Raw genomic sequence first — 16,609 nt, 5'->3', positions numbered from 1 at the left:
TATGGCAAGCCGGGTCGATACCGTTCTCAAGCTCTCGCTGGCGGCGGCTGCGCTGATCGCGGGATCGGGCGTGGGCTGGTACTACGGCGTGGTCCTGCCCCGGCAGGCCGCGCGCGAGGAAGCCCGCGTCGCCGTTGAGCGCGATGCCGAGCAATCGCGCCAAAAGGCCGCCGCGCGTGCCGAGGCCGAAGCGAAGCAGCGGCAGGAATCGGCCCAGCTGGAATATCAGGACTGCCTGAATTTCGCTGAGCTTTCCTACAAGGAGCGCTGGACCGCCAGCTGCCGCGCGCAGCACGATGCCGACGTCGCGGCGTTCGAGGATTGCGCCGACGACCTTTTCGCCACCGAGGAAGGCTGCCGCGCCAAGCATCCGATCCGGCCGGACCGCGATTGCGCACTGCCGGGCCAGACCGCGCAGAGCTATTCCGACGCGCGCGAGCAGCGCAAGAACGAATGCCTCGCTCGGTTCCAGGCGGCGCAAGGCGGCGGGCAGTCACTGCCGCAGCAGCAGGTTCTGCCGCAAACGATGCCGCAGCAGGTTCCGTTGGCCCAGCCGACCGGATTCTGACCAAGCCTGTCGAGGGAACGCCCTCCACCCTCTTCACTCGTCGCCCCCGCGAAGGCGGGGGTCCCGCTGCCTTCTCGGTACGCCTGCAAAGAAAAGCGGGGTCCCCGCCTTCGCGGGGACGACGGGATAACTGGGCTTGGGGTTGAACCTCTTAGCGCACGGCCATCCGCACGGGCGCGATCTCGATCACCGGCACTTCCCATGGGTGGATCGCCATGATCCGCTCCACCGCTTCGACGAATCCGGCATCGTCCGAGGCACAAGGCGCGTGGACAGCCACCACGACCGTCGGCGAAAGCGTCACTTGGCCCGATTCCCCCAATGCCGGCCGCGCATCGGCGCCGGGCTGGAAGCCTTCCCAGCCGGGGCTCAGTTCGAACACGCCCTTGTAGAGCCCGAAATCCCCCAGCGGATTGTCCTCGCGGATCACGCCAAGAATCGCCGCCAGCGCGGGATCGCGCTCCGCCGCTGCGCCGTCGCCTGCCAGCATGGCCGCCAGCGTTTCGGCGGCAACCGGGACGTGGATCCGCACCAGCGTCGCATCGCGTAAGGTCACGCCACTTCGCTTTCCATCAGCAAGCGCACGACCATGGCGAGCCGCTTGGCATCCTCCCGCGCGAGGTGTTCCTTGGGCAGTAGGGTCTTCGCCTCTTCCAGCGCGGCAACGACTTGCGGGCGGGTATAGCCGCGCGACATCATCCATTCGCCCAGATAGCGGATCGGGAATGGCGGGCGCGCGCCAAGGCTCTGGCACAACACTTCCAGCCAGTATTCATCAAGCTCGGCGTCGGAATAGACCGCGCAGTCGCCAACGAATTCAGCCATTTCGGCAAGGACTTGCGCGGCGGGAAGCCCATCGCATTCCAACATGGCGCGGCTAATGCCGTGAAGCGCCTCCGCCTCGTCGGACCAGTCCCAGTACTTCCAGGTGTCCAGCGGGCGGATCAGCCAGGCCCGGCTTTCACCGTCGGTGCGGGCGATGGCGACTTCGATGGGGTAGGACTGCCCATGCTCGGGCAGGCAGCTTGCCTCGAAGTCGATCAGGGCAGGAATCGTATGCGCCATGCGGCCTCGCGGGAGAGGGGGAACGAAATCCCAGCCTCTCCCGGAGAATGCGCCGCGTCAAGAAACCTTCATAAACGCGGCGACGTCGTGACGTCAGCCGACGACTTCGGCAGTCAGCGTCTTGAGGTCCGCCTCAGGGCGGGCGCCGTAGTGCGAGATCACTTCGCAAGCGCAGATGGCGCCAAGCTTGAGGCACTGCTCAAGGCTCTTGCCGCGCACGTGGCCGAACAGGAAGCCGGCGGCGAAGAGGTCGCCCGCGCCGGTGGTGTCGACCACGCGGTCGATCGGCTCCGCGCCGATCTCCACCCGCTGGCCTTCCGACAGCGCGACAGCGCCGGCCGAGCCACGGGTAACGACCAGCACCGGGATCTTCGGTGCGAGTTCGGCAACGCCCTTCTCGAAATCGTCATGGCCGACGAGGGCGGCCATCTCGTGCTCGTTGCAGAACAGCACGTCGATCATGCCGTTGTCGATCAGGTCGCGGAAGTCCGCGCCGTGACGGTCGATCACGAAGCATTCGGAAGGGGTGAAGGCGATCTTGCGGCCGGCGGCGCGGGCCGCCTCGATCGCCTTGCGCATTGCGGCGCGCGGTTCCTCGGGATCCCAGAGGTAGCCTTCGAGGTAGAGCACGGCGGCACTGGCGATGGCGCTTTCGTCCAGCGCTTCGGCGGGCAGGTGCTGCGAGGCGCCGAGGAAGGTGTTCATCGTGCGCTGGCCGTCCGGCGTCACGAAGATCAGGCAGCGCGCGGTCGGCGTGCCGGCACGGGCGGGCACGTCGAAATCGATGCCACCGGCGCGGATGTCGTGGGTGAAGACTTCGCCCAGCTGATCGTCGGCGACCTGGCCGATGAACGCGCACTTGGCGCCCAGCGCGGCGAGGCCGGCCAGCGTGTTGGCGGCCGAACCGCCCGAAATCTCTCGCGCGGGGCCCATGGCTTCGTAAAGGCTCGTCGCCTGATCTGCGTCGATCAGCATCATGCCGCCGCGCGACAGGCCAAGCTCATCGATCAGCGAATCCTGGCAGTTGGCGATAACGTCGATGATGGCATTGCCGATGGCGATGACATCGAGGGTAGGCGGCACGGTAGGCTGGGCCATGCGGTCGAAATCCTTGGTGGTCTGATGATGTACGGGGAAGTCAGACCGCGACTAGCGCGCGGCCGGCCGCTTCGCAAGCGCCGCGGCGGTTGACACGGCGAAGCGAGCGGGCGATGCCGGGCCCGATCATGACCCAAACCCGTGCGATCGCAGCCCCTCTTCACCAGATTTCCCGCCGTAGCCTGAGAGGCCCGATCGCGGCCTGCGCCCTGGCCTTGCTGCTGGCCGCTTGCGGCGGCGGCACCGTGGCCAGCACGCCCACGCCCAGCCGGGCGCCGCACAAACCGGGCAAACTTTCCGACGTGCGCCAGCCCAGCCACGTATCGCGCGCGCCCACGCTTCAGGCGATTCCAGGCGTGGCCGGCGTGATCGGCGCCGACCGCGCGCAACTGGTCCGCAGCTTCGGCGAGCCCCGACTCGACGTGTGGGAAGGGGACGCGCGCAAGCTGCAGTTTACCGGCACCGCCTGCCTGCTGGACATCTATCTCTATCCGGCCAACGGATCGAAGGAGCCGGTGGCGACCTACGTCGATGCGCGTCGCGCTTCGGACGGACAGGACGTTGACCGCGCCGCCTGCATCGCGGCATTGCGCAAGCCCTGATCGGGCCTGAAGATGCCCGGCGCGCCCGGCACTGAGTAACTTTCGACGAAGGTCGATTCCGATCCGATTTGCGAACTGGCGCAAAAGGCAATTTTCGCGCTATCCCGGCAGACCATGTCGGAAGTCGCCAATCAGCCGCGCGTGCCTGCGCGGGTCGTTCTGCTATCGCTAGCCGCTCTCTGGGCCTGCTATTTCCTTGTCGCCACCTTGCGCGGCGCGGTGATGGGCTATGACTTCATCTGGCCGATCTTTTCGCGCCGGCTGACGATCTGCATCCTGTCCATGCTGGTGATGGCCGCCGTCTGGCCGCTGCTGCAGATGCTGGAGCGCAAGTCCGGCGGCGTGCGACTGACGATCGTGCTGATCGGTGCGCTGCCGCTGGCCCTGCTGCTCAGCGTGATCAACGAGACCGTGTTCTCCGACATGGAGATGACGCAGGCCTATGGGAACGAGGATGAGGCGGAGGCGGTCAAGTCCGGCAAAGTGAAGATCACCCGCGATGAGGCAGGCAACATCATGGTCGACCTGCCCACCGCCGTGACGCAGCCACCGGCCCCGCCAGCCCCACCGGCGCCCGGCTCGCCCTCAGACGAAGCGTCGGCGCCGTCAGCGCCCGTGCCCAGCGTCACCAGCGACAACAGCGCCCATTCGATCACCATCCACACCAACAAGGCGCTGGGCGAGCAATATGCGCGCTGGACCTCCGTGGTGGACTATGCCTTCACCCGCTACTTCCTCGTGCTGGCCTGGGCGGCGCTCTACTTCGCGCTCGCCAAGGCGGAGGAAGCGCGCGCGGCCGAACGGCGCGAGGGCGAATATCGCCGTGCCGCCGCTGCCGCCGAACTGCGTTCGCTGCGCTATCAGGTCAATCCGCACTTCCTGTTCAATACGCTCAACTCGCTTTCGGCGCTGGTGATGACGGGGAAGCAGGACGATGCAGAAACGATGATTCAAACGCTGTCGACTTTCTATCGGCGCACCCTGTCCGGCGATCCCACAAGTGACCTGAAGCTTGTCGATGAGATCGAACTTCAGAAACTCTATTTCGAGATCGAGGCCGTTCGTTTCCCAAATCGCCTGGTTACGACGATTGATATTGACGATGCCGTTTCCGATGCGATGGTGCCCGGCATGATCCTGCAGCCCCTTGTCGAGAATTCGGTGAAGTACGCCGTGGCCGCCACCCAGCGGCCGGTGACGATCGCCATCCGCGCGCACGCCGTGGGCGACAGGCTGGAAATCTCCGTCAGCGACGATGGCCCCGGCGGCAAGGTCAAGGGCGTGCAGGGCTTCGGCATCGGGCTGGGCAATGTGCGCGATCGGCTACGCGCGCGCTATGGCGCGGCGGCGGAAATCAGTTTCGGCCGGCGCGAGGAGGGCGGTTTCGCCACGGTCCTGCGCCTACCCTTGAACTTTGGGTCCCACTCGGGCCCACCGGCCGCGGGGCCGCTGGAGTTTTCTCGTGCCTGAACCCGTGCAGACTTTGGAAAACGCGCCTTTGCGCGCGCTGATCGTCGACGACGAGCCGCTGGCGGTGGAGCGCATGCAGGTGATCTGCGCCCGGATCGATTCGATCTCGGTGATCGGCACGGCCAGCGATGGTGAGGCCGCACTGCGACTGATCGAGGCGCTGACGCCCGATCTGGTGCTGCTGGACCTGACCATGCCCGAAACCGATGGCTTGACGGTCGCGCGGCGGCTGGGCGGGCTGCCGGAAGCACCGGCGGTGATCTTCGTCACCGCGCACGACGAGTTCGCGGTGGAAGCGTTTGACCTCGACGCGGTGGACTATGTGCTGAAGCCGGTAGCGCCCGAACGTCTGGAACGGGCGATCTCGCGCGTCGGCGCGCGGCGCGGCGAACGCACCTTGCCGACGGGCAAGTGGCTGGAAGAATTCTGGGTGCCGCACCGTTCGGAACTGGTGCGCGTGCCGGCCGCCGATGTCGAACGGATCGATGCGGAGCGCGACTATGTGCGCCTGCATGTGGGCGGAGCCAGCTATCTGCTGCTGCAAACCATCACCAGCCTGGAACAGCGCCTGGATCCGGAGAACTTCATCCGCATCCATCGCAGTTGCATCCTGCGCCGCGATCATGTGTCGGGCCTGAGGCATGAAGGGCTGGGCGTATGGTCGGTGGAAACCGCCGATGGCGAAGCGCTGCGGATCGGGCGCACCTATCTGCCGTCGGTAAAAAAAATGGCGGGCCGCTAGGGGACCCGCCAGTCTTTCATCCGATTATTTTTTAGGGACCTCTTGGGCGTTACCGCGAGCACGGGAGCGCTCAGTTCGTGGCAACGCGGGAGCGGGCATTGGCGCGTTCGACGGCGGCAGCGACATGGGCGCTGAACTGGGCGCGGGCCTTGTCGTAGCATGCGACCGTTTCGGGGCTGCGCAGGCGCGAACCGGTGGTCGCATCGTTGTAGCCGCAGACTTCGCGGGCGGCGGCATCGAGCCGGTTGTCGAGCTTCTTCTGGCCTTCGACACTGGTCAGGTCGAGGTCGGAATAGGTGACGGTGACGTCCTTGGCATTGGCCGGGGCGGCTACCGAGAAGCTCAGGCCGGTGAGAACGAGGGCGGCAGCAGCGGCTGCAATCGAAGTGGTCTTGATCATCGTACTTCCTCCTTGATGGGCCGGCGGCGGGGGGTCCTGCATCGGCCCGGTGAGTTTCTTGTGCACCGCACCCGGCAGCGATTCACGCGGACCTCGACCGCAGCGGCCCGCATGTCGACGAAAGGGCAGGGCAGCGGACGAACGACATTCCGGTTCGACGAATGACTTGCCGTTTCAGAGCTGAAGACGAATCGCCCAAGACTTTGATTCGGCACGCACTGGCAAGAACGGGCCGGGGCATGTACAATCGATACCGGCTATGGGACTTGTCTTCGTCTTCTTCCTTGGCGTCGTTAACTTTGCAGCGCACAAGGCAGTGCTCGAATCCGGGCACCCGATGCTTGGAAGCATGGCCTGGCTGGTGCAGCCGCTGGGCGGACGGCTCAGCCTGATCGTGGAATTCGCCATGTTGCTCGGCGCGATGATCATGACCGCCGCCGGGTCTGCCGGATGGGCCTGGATCTATGCCTGCTATTCGGGACTCAACGCGCTGGCGGCCTGGCTGATCTTTTCGGGCCGGGCATGACCCGGCCAGATAGGGAACCAGCCCCTATCTTGCCGGTTTTGGGGGCATGACTGGAAATCCCGCCTCTTCCCGCCGCAGCTGGCTGGTCTGCAACGCGGCCAGCGGCAGCAATGACGATGCCGCCGTCGCCGAAGTGCTTGCCGCGCTTACTGCCATCGGCTTCATGCCCGACCGCACGATCCGCTTTCCCGACGAATCCCCGCCCGATCCCGAGACACTTACGGCGTCCGAAGTCGGCTTGCTGGTCGTGTTCGGCGGGGATGGCACCGTCCATTCGGTGATCGAAAACGTCAGCGGCTGGGACGGGCCGGTGCTGGTCCTGCCCGGCGGCACCATGAACATGCTGGCCAAGCGGCTGCATGGCGATGTTCCCGCACCCGAAGTGATTGCCCGGCTTGCGCCCGATCGCCTGCCCACCACCCGCCCGGAAGTGATCGCCACCCGCCACGGCATTGCGCTGACCGGCGTCCTGGCCGGCCCCGGCACGATCTGGAACGAAGTGCGCGAGGCGATGCGCGCGGCAAACGTGCTGGAATTCGTTGCTTCCACCAAGGAAGCGATCGCCTGGTCCATGAACGGCCCGAAAGTCGTCTGTGCCGAGGTCGACTGCGGGCGCGAGGACGGCTATGCCGCCATCACCGTGACCCCGAATGCAACCGGACTTGAAGCGAACGGCTATTATGCTGAAACGCTGGGCGATTTCGCCGGGCAGGGCATTGCCCTGATCAATCGCGATTTCCGCGATGGTCCGCACGATCCATTGGGCACCCATGCGCGCCTGCGGCTGGTCTGCCCCGATGGCGAGCCGATGGGCCTGCTGATCGATGGCGAGCCGTTCGAAGGGGGCACGGAAGAGCACTTCCATCCCGCGATCCTTGAGGTCGATCTGGTGACAACATCGCATGAACCTTGAGACTTCCGCCCCATTTCGCTCGTTGAAGCTGTTTCACCTGAGCGATGTGCACTTCGGCCTTGAAGATCCCGAGGCGATCGCCTGGGCCAAGGACTGCATCGCCCGCGAAAAGCCCGATGCCGTCGCCATCACCGGCGACCTGACGATGCGCGCCCGCCATCCCGAATTCGATGCCGCCTGCGCCTGGATCAAGGGGCTGAACGTCCCGGTTACGGTCGAAGTCGGCAACCACGACATTCCCTATTTCAACCTCTACCAGCGGTTCTTCGATCCCTATCGCCGGTTCAAGGCGATCGAGCGGCAGGTGGAAGCGCAGCTGGATCTGCCGGGCCTGGCCATCGTGCCGCTGCGCACCACCACGCGCGCGCAGTGGCAACGGTTTCCCTGGTCGAACGGCTGGGTGACCGGCCATGCGCTGCGCGAGACTCTCGCCGCGATCGATGCGCTTCCGGCCGGCACGCGCGTGCTGGTTGCCGCGCATCATCCGCTGATCGAGCGCCGTGCGCGCGACAACAAGCTGCTGACGATCAACGGCACGCGGACGATGGAGATCCTGGCGGGCCGCAAGGTCATGGCCGTGCTTTCCGGCCACATTCACGACGCTTTCGACCTGACGAGCGAGACTCCTGCCGGGCCACTGCGGATGATCGGCGCCGGCACCCTGTCCAAGCGGATCCGTTCGACCCCGCCCAGCTTCAACGAGATCACCATCACTGGTGACGCGATTCGCGTCGTCGCACGGAATCTGGAACATGTGCCGACGGCGGCGATGCAGATCGACGAGGTGCCCGAAAACGCCCTGCCGCCGCGCGAACCGGGTGAGCCGGTGGCCCCGGTCGGCGCGGTTCCGCCGGTCGATCCGCCAGTGCACTGATCGGGTTTGCGCCGGATCTCTTTCCCTCCGCCGGCCCCCTCCCAAGCCCGCTCATCCTGAGCTTGTCGAAGGATGGATATCACGCGCCTTGCCGCAAGGGCCTTCGACAAGCTCAGGCTGAGCGGGAGGCTAGAAGAGGTGATGGCATCTCGTTTTCCGGGCCGGCACCGAAACGGCACTGAACGACACCTAAACATACGAGAAAGGGCCGCAGCATCGCGAAGATGCTGCGGCCCTTTCTCGTATCAACCGCTTCCGGGCGGGGGGATGTCGGAAGCGGTTTTCTCCTCCCTCGGAGACCTCGATTACTGGTAGGCGTGGTCGATCTTGCCCAGCCCGTTGATCTCCTGAGTCAGGTGGGCGGGCTTGCGGACCAGCTTCACCGAGCCGATGCCGTTGATGCTGACCGAGACGTCGCCGGTGGCGCCGATCGTCACGCTGCCCACGCCTTCGACATTCACCTTGGCGTCCTGCGCTTCCAGTTCGCCGAGGTTGAGGTTGCTGGCGCCTTCGGTGTGGACGTCCAGCTTGCGGACCTTGCCCGAGGCGTCGAGGTTGATCGCGCCATCGGCCTTCAGCGTCAGGCTGTCCTGATCGAGCCCGGTCAGCGTCACGTCGCCCGGCGCGTCGAAATCGAAGCTTTCGATCTGCGGCGCGGTGATGCGCACCTTCAGGCCCCTGTGGATGTTGGCGTTGCCGGCAATGCCGAGGCGGCCATTCTCCCAGGTCAGGCGGTCGACCACCTTCTGCGGGCCGGTGACGACCATTTCGGACTTGTCGCCCTTGGTGAAGACCAGTTGGACCGGGATGTCCATGGCAAGGCGGGTGCCCGGCTGCAGCGCGAAGTTGCGGCTCATGTCCGGGCCCTGGTCCTGATCCTCGTCGTCGAAGGAGAAGTTCCAGCCGCCATGGTCTTCCATGTCCTTGCGGAACTTGTCCCCGCCGATCACCCAGGCGGCACCGATGGCGACGATCGAGAGGATCACGCCGCTGGCGAATACGATGAGCAGTTTCCTGAACATCACTTGGTTCCTTTCTCTCGTGCGCTTCAGTCTTCGGGATGGATGGCGGGTTCGATCACGCGGTAGTGCAGGCGGCCGAACCACATGAGGGCATTGATGATCCAGATGCTGATCAGCGTCAGCAGCGCGCCGAAGGCGACCGAGGCGCTCATCACGCCCAATCCGCCAAGGATCGCCACCAGTATCCCGCCCGGAAAGCCGCTGAACGGCCCCGCGATCAGGATGAAGCCGCCGACGAAGAACATCACCAGCGTGGCCACGAACAGGCCGAACATCACGCCCAGAACCGGCAGCACGATCGGCAGCAGGATCAGGATGTCGATAGTGGCCAGGCCCATGAAGGCCAGGATCGCGCCCCAGGCGGAAGACGGCGAGCGGCCGCTCTCCCAGTTCTTGAAGCCGGCTTCGAAGCGCAGTTCGCGCGCCAGCCTTGCGGGATTGCCAAGGGCGTTGGCGACTTCTTCCTCACCGCGCCCTTCGGCGGCACCGGCTTCGAAGTGTTCCTCGTAATCGGCGACGATGTCGTCGATCACGTCCTGCGGCAGGCCCTTGAGGCCGGCCTTCAGGCGGCGGATGAATTCATTACGCTTCATCGCTCTGCTCCCCTTCCTCTACAGGTGCCGAAGCCGCCCCAGAAGCAGCCTGCACCGGCTCTGCCGCGCCTTCGATTAGGCCATCGACGGCAGCCGTGAAGCCGCGCCATTCGGCAACCTGTTCGGCCAGCCGCGAACGGCCGGTCTCGGTGATGCGGTAATACTTGCGCGGCGGACCGGAGGGCGATTCTTCAAGGTAGGTCACTACCAGGCCATCGCTCTGCATCCGGCGCATCAGCGGGTAGATTGTGCCTTCGCCCATGTCGACCGCGTCGGCCATGCGGCTGGCGATCTCGTAAGCGTAGCTGTCTCCCCGCGAAAGCAGCGCCAGGACACAGAGCCCCAGCACCCCTTTCTTCAACTGGATTTCGATTTCGGACATCGAATCATCTCCTGCGGATGAACACTGTATATAGCCAGCTACCGTGTAACGCAAGGTACCTTGTTTTAGAAAATACATGGCACGGCAAGATACCTTGCTATGACAAGGTATCCGGCATCGAACGATGGCCGTGCCGGGCAGGAATTTCGCCCTGTTCCCGTGATTTGCGCCGTTTCGAGGAAACCATGCGGCGGGCGGTGAATTGTCGAGGATGGCAAAGGAGAAACACTTTGACACTTTCCCCCCTATCGCGCCGCCGCCCGTGGTTCACGGGCGTGCTGCTGCTTGCCGTCGGCGCCGTATTCGCCGTCGGCGGCGTCTGGCTCGTTTCGTTTTCCGGGTCGTTCTATTACCTCGTTGCCGGGCTTGCGCTGATCGCGACCGGCGTGCTGGCTCTGCGACGAAGACCCGAGGCGCTGTGGCTCTACGCGGCGCTGCTGGTGGGAACGGTGATCTGGGCGCTTTACGAAGTCGGCCTGAATGGATGGGGGCTGGAACCACGCCTTGTCGCGCCGACGGTGCTGGGGCTCTGGCTGCTGCTGCCCTGGGTCCGGCGCGGAATCGTGGCCGCCGACGACCGCCGCGCGCTGGCCCGCCACGCCGCGACCGCCCCGGCACTGGCCTGCGCGCTTTCCATCGTGGTGCTGATCGTCGGCTTCGCGCATCCGGTGGGCGTTTCCGGCGATGCCGGCAACCGCATCTTCGCCGGGCAGATCGACACTTCGGTCCCCGCCGAGGACTGGTGGTATTACGGCCGCACGGCCAAGGGCGACCGTTTCTCCCCGCTCACCCAGATCAACACGGGCAACGTCCAGAACCTGAAAGTGGCCTGGACCGCCGAGACCGGCGACCACATGCGTCCGGGCGAGGATGTGGGCGGCACCGACGCGGGGCACGAGTTCAACTTCGAAGTCACCCCGATCAAGGTGGGCGACACGCTCTACGTCTGCACCGGCCATTCCTGGGTGGAGGCGCTGGACGCACGCACCGGCAAAGTGAAATGGAAGTTCGATCCCAAGGCCAATACCGACGCCGACGTCTACCTCGCCTGCCGCGGCGTCGCCTTCTACAAGGCGCCGGAGGGCAAGAGCAGCGTCTGCCCCACCCGCATCCTCGCGCCGGTGCTCGATGCCCGTATCGTCGCCCTCAATGCCGAGACCGGCAAGCCTTGCGAGGATTTCGGCGAGCATGGCTTCATCAGCCTGACCCAATACCTCGGCCATGTGCCGGCGGGCTTCCACTTCGTCACCTCGCCCCCGCTGGTAATTCATGACCGGATGATTCTGGGCGGCTGGGTCTTCGACAACCAATCCCGCAACGAGCCTTCGGGCGCGGTGCGTGCCTTCGATCCCATCACCGGGCAGATCGTCTGGGCCTGGGACGTCGGCCATCCCGATCAGGTGATCCATCCCGACGACAAGACCGAGCTGACGCGCGGCACTCCCAATGCCTGGGGCGTCTATACCGCCGATCCGGACCTCAACATGGTCTACCTTCCGCTGGGCAATGCCACGCCGGACTATTTCGGCGGCGGTCGCCGTCCGTTCGACGATGCCTATTCCAGCTCCGTCGTCGCGCTGGACATCACCACCGGGCAGCCGCGCTGGCACTTCCAGACCGTGCATCACGACGTTTGGGACATGGACCTGCCGGTCGGCCCGTCGATGGTGGACCTGCCGGTGAACGGCAAGCTGGTGCCCGCGCTTGTCCAGTCCACCAAGCGCGGCGAGTTCTTCGTGCTGGACCGGCGTACCGGCCAGCCGGTGGTGAAGACCATCGAGAAGGCGGTGCCGCAGGACGGCGTGCCGGGTGAGACTCTGGCGAAGACCCAGCCCTATCCGGTCGGCATGCCCTCGCTGACGCCCGCCGATCTGGTCGAGAACCATCTCTGGGGCGCGACCCCGATCGACCAGATGCTATGCCGCATCCAGTTCCGGCAGGCGCACTACGAAGGGCAGTTCACCCCGCCGCAGCTGAAGCAGACCATCGTCTATCCCGCCTTCGACGGCGTGATCGACTGGCACGGCGCCACCATCGATCCGCAGCGCAAGCTGCTGATCGCCAATTCGAACTACATCCCCTTCATGATCACGATGAAGCCGCGCGGGCCCTACGAGAAGTCGGGCGCGGTGCCGCCGTGGAACGGTGCAGGCAACGAACCGAAGATTGGCCCGGGACTCGCCCCGCAATACGGCACGCCTTACGTCGGCATGGTCCACCCCTGGCTCAATCCGCTGGGCGTGCCCTGCAACCCGCCGCCATGGGGCACGCTGACCGCGATCGATCTGGTGACTCACAAGATCGTCTGGCAGCGCCCCATCGGTGACACCCGCGCCACCGGCCCTGGCGGCACGCATACCAACCTGCCGCTGCCCACCGGCATCTTCAACATCGGCGGCAACATGATGACGGCGGGCGGGCTGGACTTCATCGGCGCCACGGCGGACCAGATGTTCCGCGCGGTGGATGTGCGGACCGGCAAGGTGCTGTGGCAGGTCGGCCTGCCGGCCGGCGGCAATGCCACGCCGATGACCTATGCGGTGGACGGCAAGCAATACGTGCTGATCGCCGCTGGCGGTCACGGCGGGCTGGGCACCAAGACGGGCGACTATCTGGTCGCCTATGCCCTGCCGCAAGGCTGAGCGGACTTCAGAAAGGGAAGGGGCGTCGCTTTCGGGCGGCGCCCTTTTTCATGCCACCGGGTGCGCGGCGGCTGGGCCTTCGACAGGCTCAGGCTGAGCGGGTGGGAAGGGCGGTGCCGGATGCCATGGGTGGAACGATCTCTGATCCCCACCACCTCGGATACCGACCACCTCAAATCCCCACCCCCGCTCATCCTGAGCTTGTCGAAGGATGGGAGGCCCAGCACTTCGCCAACGCCACGCAACAAAAAAGGGCCGCGGTTTCCCGCGACCCCTTTTCGTAAAGCCGAAGCTCTCGAAAAAGCGGATTAACGCTTCGAGAACTGGAAGCTGCGGCGTGCCTTGGCGCGGCCGTACTTCTTACGCTCGACCACGCGGCTGTCGCGGGTGAGGAAGCCGGCTGCCTTGACGGCGGCGCGCAGGGCGGGCTCGTACTTCGACAGGGCCTGGGCAATGCCGTGCTTCACAGCGCCGGCTTGACCCGAGAGACCGCCGCCCTTGACGGTGGCGATCACGTCGTACTGGCCGTCACGACCAGCAACCTGGAAGGTCTGGTTGATCACGAGGCGCAGGGTCGGACGTGCAAAGTACACTTCCTGGTCGCGACCGTTGATGATCACCTTGCCGGTGCCGGGCTTGACCCACACGCGGGCAACGGCGTCCTTACGACGGCCGGTGGCATAGGCACGGCCCTGGGCGTCGATTTCCTGGGCGCGGAGCGGAGCGTTCGAGACGACCGGAGCGATCGTTTCAGCCGAATCGGCCACAGCGACTTCGCCGAGGTCCTTGAGGTCGGACAGGCTCTGAACGGTTTCGGTATCAGACATTACGCGCCAACCTTGTTCTTGCGGTTCATGGAAGCGACGTCGAGCGCTTCGGGCTGGGTGCCACCGTGCGGGTGCTCGGTGCCGGCGTAGAGGTGCAGGGCACGCATCTGGTCACGGCCGAGCGGGCCGCGCGGGATCATGCGCTCAACAGCCTTTTCAAGCACGCGCTCGGGGAAACGACCGGCGAGAACCTTGTCCGCGGTCACTTCCTTGATGCCGCCGGCGTAGCCGGTGTGCTTGTAGTAGGTCTGCTGCTTCAGCTTGTTGCCGGTGAACTTCACCTTTTCGGCGTTGATCACGACGACGTGGTCGCCGCAGTCAACGTGCGGGGTGAAGCTCGGCTTGTGCTTGCCGCGCAGGAGGTCAGCGATGACGACCGCGAGACGGCCAACCACCAGACCTTCGGCATCGATCAGATGCCACTTCTTTTCCACCTCGGCCGGCTTGATCGACCGGGTGACCTTCGTAAGCGCCTTCATGGCTGGTCTATCCCTAATGTTCGTTGCGCGGCCCAAGGGAATCGCTTGTGGCGAATCTCCGGCAGCGCGGGAAGGCGGCCAAATCGTCGAAAAGGGCACGCAAGTCAAGCAGACCGCGGTATTCCAGAGAGGTAAAATAATACCGCTCTGGATTTTGAGGCGTTGGAGCGGACCTAGTCAAACCATTCCGTCGCCCCCGCGAAGGCGGGGGCCCCGCTTGTTCTTCTTAGCGGCGGCGCAAAAGAAGCGGAATCCCCGCCTTCGCGGGGATGACGAGGAAAGGAAGGATCAGTCCGTTCCGATACTGGCCAGCCAAGCCAGCGTGCCCGGCGCGCCGGTATCGCAGCGCCAGCCGATCACGGCCGGCTCGTCATAAGGATGCAGCTCCGCCAACCGCGCGACGGCGGCATCGAGCAGGGCGGCATTGGTCTTTACCAGCAGGCCCAGTTCCTGCGCGGTGTCCCTCGCTCCGTTCCAGACGAAGACCGAGGTCATGCCCGGCATGAGATTGCCGCAGGCGGCGAGGCCTTCGTCCAGCAGGGCGTGAATCGCCGTAAGGGCGCTGTCCTGATCGGGAAACGGGCTCCAGATCAGCGCACCGATCGAGACAGCCTCTTCGCTCACATCCCCAGCCCGACCTGATCGCGCCGGCCTAGGCCGTGTGCGCCCCAGGCCGTCGCCGCTACCAGCAGCGCCCCGCAGAGCTGGTGCGCCACCGCCAGCCACAGCGCCACGCCGGACCAGACCGTGCAAATGCCCAGGATCACCTGAATCCCGAAGGCGCAGTGGATCGCCACCGAAATCTTGCGCAGGCGCATCGCCTTAAGCCGGCGCGCCATGACGATTAGCACCGCGACCACGGCCCAGGCCCACCAGCGGTGGACGAAGTGGGTGAGGTACGGATCGTTGACGAGGGCATGCAGCGCGCCGCCCGCCCATTCCACGCCATCGGGGAAGAAGGTGCCCTGCATCAACGGCCAGGCGTCCAGACTGAACCAGCCGGCGCCGGCGACATAGCCCGCGCGCAGGCCGGCCACCATCGCGCCCATGAACAGCTGGAAGAACAGCATCGCCAGCGCCAGCGCGCCAAAGCGGGTCATGCGGGCAGGGGCCTGCCCGCGCGCCAGTTCACGCAGATCGAGCGCGGTCCAGACCAGCCCGCCCAAGGTCGTCAGCGCCACCAGCAGGTGCGCGGCAAGGCGGAAGTGGCTCACCCGATCGGCCGCTTCGGCGGTGAGGCCGGAGGACACCATCCACCAGCCGACCACGCCCTGCAGCCCGCCCAGCGCCAGCAGTGCCAGCAGGCGCGGCTTGTAGCCCAGCGGGATCGTGCGCTTGAACCAGAACCACGCCAGCGGCAGCGCGAAGGCCAGCCCGATCAGGCGCGCCAGCAGGCGGTGGACCCATTCCCAGAAGTAGATGAACTTGTACTGCCCCAGCGTCATGCCGGCCGGGCCGTTGACGTCGATATATTGCGGGATCTGCTTGTAGTGGTCGAACTCCGCCTGCCACTGCGCCTGCGTCAGCGGCGGGATGGCGCCGGTGATCGGCTTCCATTCGGTGATCGACAGGCCGGATTCGGTCAGGCGGGTGATACCGCCCACCGCCACGATCATCACGACCAGCGCGGCAACGAAGAAGAGCCAGCGCACCATGGGAACGATATCGTCGGAAGTTCCGAGCAGCGGGCGACCGTCAGCATTTCTCATGGCCCATGTCCCTGCGATCTTGCGACGAATTGCGCAAGGCTAACCTTAATATGTGATCCGAAACTTGCGTTTCGGATCGTTCGGCACCAGCCCGCTCCCGTCCCGAAGAACACAAAAAGGTCCGGGGGACCTTTTTGCTGAGGGGGCCGACCACCCATCAGAATACACTCGTGGGTGGTCGGGTGGGGGAGTGGGCCGGTGCCGAACCGAAATTCGCTCTTCCGCGAATTTCGCATCAGCCACCTCTTGCATGATGTTACAACATCACATACATGAACGCCATGCGGAGCACCCTGACAGCGATTCGAAACCGGATGGACCGGGCCGGTATCTTACTCAGCGGCCTGTGCGCGGTGCATTGCGTTCTCGGCGTCGTGCTGGTCGGCTTCCTGGGCCTCGGCGGTGACATCGTGGGCGGCAAATTTCTGCTCTCGCCAGAGATTCACCGGGTCGGCCTGGTGCTTGCGGTCATCGTCGGGGTGATCTCGCTCGGTTTCGGCGTCGCCCGTCATGGGCGCGTCGCTCCGCTGGTGATCGGCGGCCTCGGCCTTGCGCTGATGGCGACCGCGGTTGCCGTGGGCCATGGCAGTGCCGAGTCCATATTGACGATCATTGGCGTCGCGCTGGTGGCCTTCGCGCACATCCGGAACATGCGCCACGCGCATTGAGAGTTGCCAATCGGCACTTTCCAAATCCG

General features: G+C 65.4%; 20 protein-coding genes. 9 read left to right on the top strand and 11 right to left on the bottom strand.

The window, feature by feature from the left end:
• Position 1 precedes the first annotated feature (1 nt).
• Positions 2-568 (top strand): hypothetical protein, encoded by a 567-nt coding sequence (locus ACZ1JC_RS11545; RefSeq protein WP_465136730.1) that lies wholly within the window; start codon positions 2-4, stop codon positions 566-568.
• 151 nt (positions 569-719) lie between these two features.
• Here ACZ1JC_RS11545 and ACZ1JC_RS11540 read toward each other — a convergent pair whose 3' ends face one another.
• From ACZ1JC_RS11540 to ACZ1JC_RS11530, 3 genes are all read right to left on the bottom strand, one after another.
• Positions 720-1,124: a hypothetical protein gene (locus ACZ1JC_RS11540; RefSeq protein WP_465136731.1), complete on the bottom strand. Its 405-nt coding sequence runs from the start codon at positions 1,122-1,124 to the stop codon at positions 720-722.
• Positions 1,121-1,633 carry a 3'-5' exonuclease gene (locus tag ACZ1JC_RS11535; protein ID WP_465136732.1) on the bottom strand — a complete coding sequence of 171 codons (513 nt, stop codon included), beginning with the start codon at positions 1,631-1,633 and terminating at the stop codon, positions 1,121-1,123. The genes ACZ1JC_RS11540 and ACZ1JC_RS11535 overlap by 4 nt, the downstream gene beginning before the upstream one ends.
• A 93-nt stretch (positions 1,634-1,726) precedes the next feature.
• Complete coding sequence (locus tag ACZ1JC_RS11530; RefSeq protein ID WP_465136733.1) at positions 1,727-2,731, bottom strand: adenosine kinase; 1,005 nt, start codon at positions 2,729-2,731, stop codon at positions 1,727-1,729.
• Positions 2,732-2,859: 128 nt separating this feature from the next.
• Here ACZ1JC_RS11530 and ACZ1JC_RS11525 point away from each other — a divergent pair, with 128 nt between their 5' ends.
• The 3 genes from ACZ1JC_RS11525 to ACZ1JC_RS11515 all read left to right on the top strand — a co-directional run bounded on the left by ACZ1JC_RS11525 (position 2,860) and on the right by ACZ1JC_RS11515 (position 5,545).
• Positions 2,860-3,333, top strand: a complete 474-nt coding sequence (locus ACZ1JC_RS11525) for a hypothetical protein (RefSeq protein ID WP_465136734.1) — start codon at positions 2,860-2,862, stop codon at positions 3,331-3,333.
• A gap of 114 nt (positions 3,334-3,447) precedes the next feature.
• Positions 3,448-4,803, top strand: coding sequence for a sensor histidine kinase (locus ACZ1JC_RS11520; protein WP_465136735.1), 1,356 nt, complete (start codon positions 3,448-3,450; stop codon positions 4,801-4,803).
• Entirely contained in the window at positions 4,796-5,545 is a 750-nt protein-coding gene (locus ACZ1JC_RS11515; protein WP_465148407.1) for a LytR/AlgR family response regulator transcription factor, read from the top strand. The genes ACZ1JC_RS11520 and ACZ1JC_RS11515 overlap by 8 nt, the downstream gene beginning before the upstream one ends.
• A gap of 70 nt (positions 5,546-5,615) precedes the next feature.
• Here ACZ1JC_RS11515 and ACZ1JC_RS11510 read toward each other — a convergent pair whose 3' ends face one another.
• Positions 5,616-5,945 (bottom strand): UrcA family protein, encoded by a 330-nt coding sequence (locus ACZ1JC_RS11510; RefSeq protein WP_465136736.1) that lies wholly within the window; start codon positions 5,943-5,945, stop codon positions 5,616-5,618.
• Positions 5,946-6,204: 259 nt separating this feature from the next.
• Between ACZ1JC_RS11510 and ACZ1JC_RS11505 the strand changes: the two genes are divergently transcribed.
• Genes ACZ1JC_RS11505 through ACZ1JC_RS11495 form a run of 3 tightly spaced genes read left to right on the top strand, consistent with a single transcriptional unit; the run spans position 6,205 to position 8,258 of the window.
• Positions 6,205-6,471 (top strand): hypothetical protein, encoded by a 267-nt coding sequence (locus ACZ1JC_RS11505; RefSeq protein ID WP_465136737.1) that lies wholly within the window; start codon positions 6,205-6,207, stop codon positions 6,469-6,471.
• A 46-nt stretch (positions 6,472-6,517) separates the two neighbouring features.
• Positions 6,518-7,384 carry a diacylglycerol kinase family protein gene (locus tag ACZ1JC_RS11500; RefSeq protein ID WP_465136738.1) on the top strand — a complete coding sequence of 289 codons (867 nt, stop codon included), beginning with the start codon at positions 6,518-6,520 and terminating at the stop codon, positions 7,382-7,384.
• The gene (locus tag ACZ1JC_RS11495; protein WP_465136739.1) at positions 7,374-8,258 is read left to right on the top strand and encodes a metallophosphoesterase family protein; all 885 of its coding nucleotides are present in this window, start codon (positions 7,374-7,376) and stop codon (positions 8,256-8,258) included. Before ACZ1JC_RS11500 ends, ACZ1JC_RS11495 begins: the two co-directional genes overlap by 11 nt.
• Before the next feature lie 305 nt (positions 8,259-8,563).
• Here the strand turns inward: ACZ1JC_RS11495 and ACZ1JC_RS11490 are convergent, their stop codons facing one another.
• Genes ACZ1JC_RS11490 through ACZ1JC_RS11480 form a run of 3 tightly spaced genes read right to left on the bottom strand, consistent with a single transcriptional unit; the run spans position 8,564 to position 10,255 of the window.
• A complete protein-coding gene (locus ACZ1JC_RS11490) occupies positions 8,564-9,280 on the bottom strand; it encodes a GIN domain-containing protein (RefSeq protein WP_465136740.1) in 717 nt (238 codons plus the stop codon).
• Between the two features lie 26 nt (positions 9,281-9,306).
• Complete coding sequence (locus tag ACZ1JC_RS11485) at positions 9,307-9,873, bottom strand: DUF1700 domain-containing protein (protein ID WP_465136741.1); 567 nt, start codon at positions 9,871-9,873, stop codon at positions 9,307-9,309.
• A complete protein-coding gene (locus ACZ1JC_RS11480) occupies positions 9,863-10,255 on the bottom strand; it encodes a PadR family transcriptional regulator (protein ID WP_465136742.1) in 393 nt (130 codons plus the stop codon). The genes ACZ1JC_RS11485 and ACZ1JC_RS11480 overlap by 11 nt, the downstream gene beginning before the upstream one ends.
• A 230-nt stretch (positions 10,256-10,485) precedes the next feature.
• On the opposite strand from ACZ1JC_RS11480, the gene ACZ1JC_RS11475 reads away from it, so the two are divergent.
• Entirely contained in the window at positions 10,486-12,897 is a 2,412-nt protein-coding gene (locus ACZ1JC_RS11475; protein WP_465136743.1) for a membrane-bound PQQ-dependent dehydrogenase, glucose/quinate/shikimate family, read from the top strand.
• Between the two features lie 308 nt (positions 12,898-13,205).
• On the opposite strand, the gene rpsI is transcribed toward ACZ1JC_RS11475, so the two are convergent.
• The 4 genes from rpsI to ACZ1JC_RS11455 form a co-directional block, all read right to left on the bottom strand.
• Positions 13,206-13,724 carry a 30S ribosomal protein S9 gene (rpsI, locus tag ACZ1JC_RS11470; RefSeq protein ID WP_465136744.1) on the bottom strand — a complete coding sequence of 173 codons (519 nt, stop codon included), beginning with the start codon at positions 13,722-13,724 and terminating at the stop codon, positions 13,206-13,208.
• Positions 13,724-14,203: a 50S ribosomal protein L13 gene (gene rplM / locus ACZ1JC_RS11465; RefSeq protein ID WP_142636519.1), complete on the bottom strand. Its 480-nt coding sequence runs from the start codon at positions 14,201-14,203 to the stop codon at positions 13,724-13,726. The genes rpsI and rplM overlap by 1 nt, the downstream gene beginning before the upstream one ends.
• Positions 14,204-14,491: 288 nt before the next feature.
• Entirely contained in the window at positions 14,492-14,827 is a 336-nt protein-coding gene (gene cutA, locus ACZ1JC_RS11460; RefSeq protein WP_465136745.1) for a divalent-cation tolerance protein CutA, read from the bottom strand.
• Positions 14,824-15,912: a COX15/CtaA family protein gene (locus ACZ1JC_RS11455; RefSeq protein ID WP_465136746.1), complete on the bottom strand. Its 1,089-nt coding sequence runs from the start codon at positions 15,910-15,912 to the stop codon at positions 14,824-14,826. The genes cutA and ACZ1JC_RS11455 overlap by 4 nt, the downstream gene beginning before the upstream one ends.
• Positions 15,913-16,184: 272 nt before the next feature.
• Between ACZ1JC_RS11455 and ACZ1JC_RS11450 the strand changes: the two genes are divergently transcribed.
• A complete protein-coding gene (locus ACZ1JC_RS11450) occupies positions 16,185-16,580 on the top strand; it encodes a MerC domain-containing protein (protein WP_465136747.1) in 396 nt (131 codons plus the stop codon).
• Positions 16,581-16,609: the final 29 nt, after the last annotated feature.

The organism is Sphingomonas sp. BL-S-28, assembly GCF_055521515.1.
This window is presented reverse-complemented; position numbering and strand designations above follow the sequence as displayed.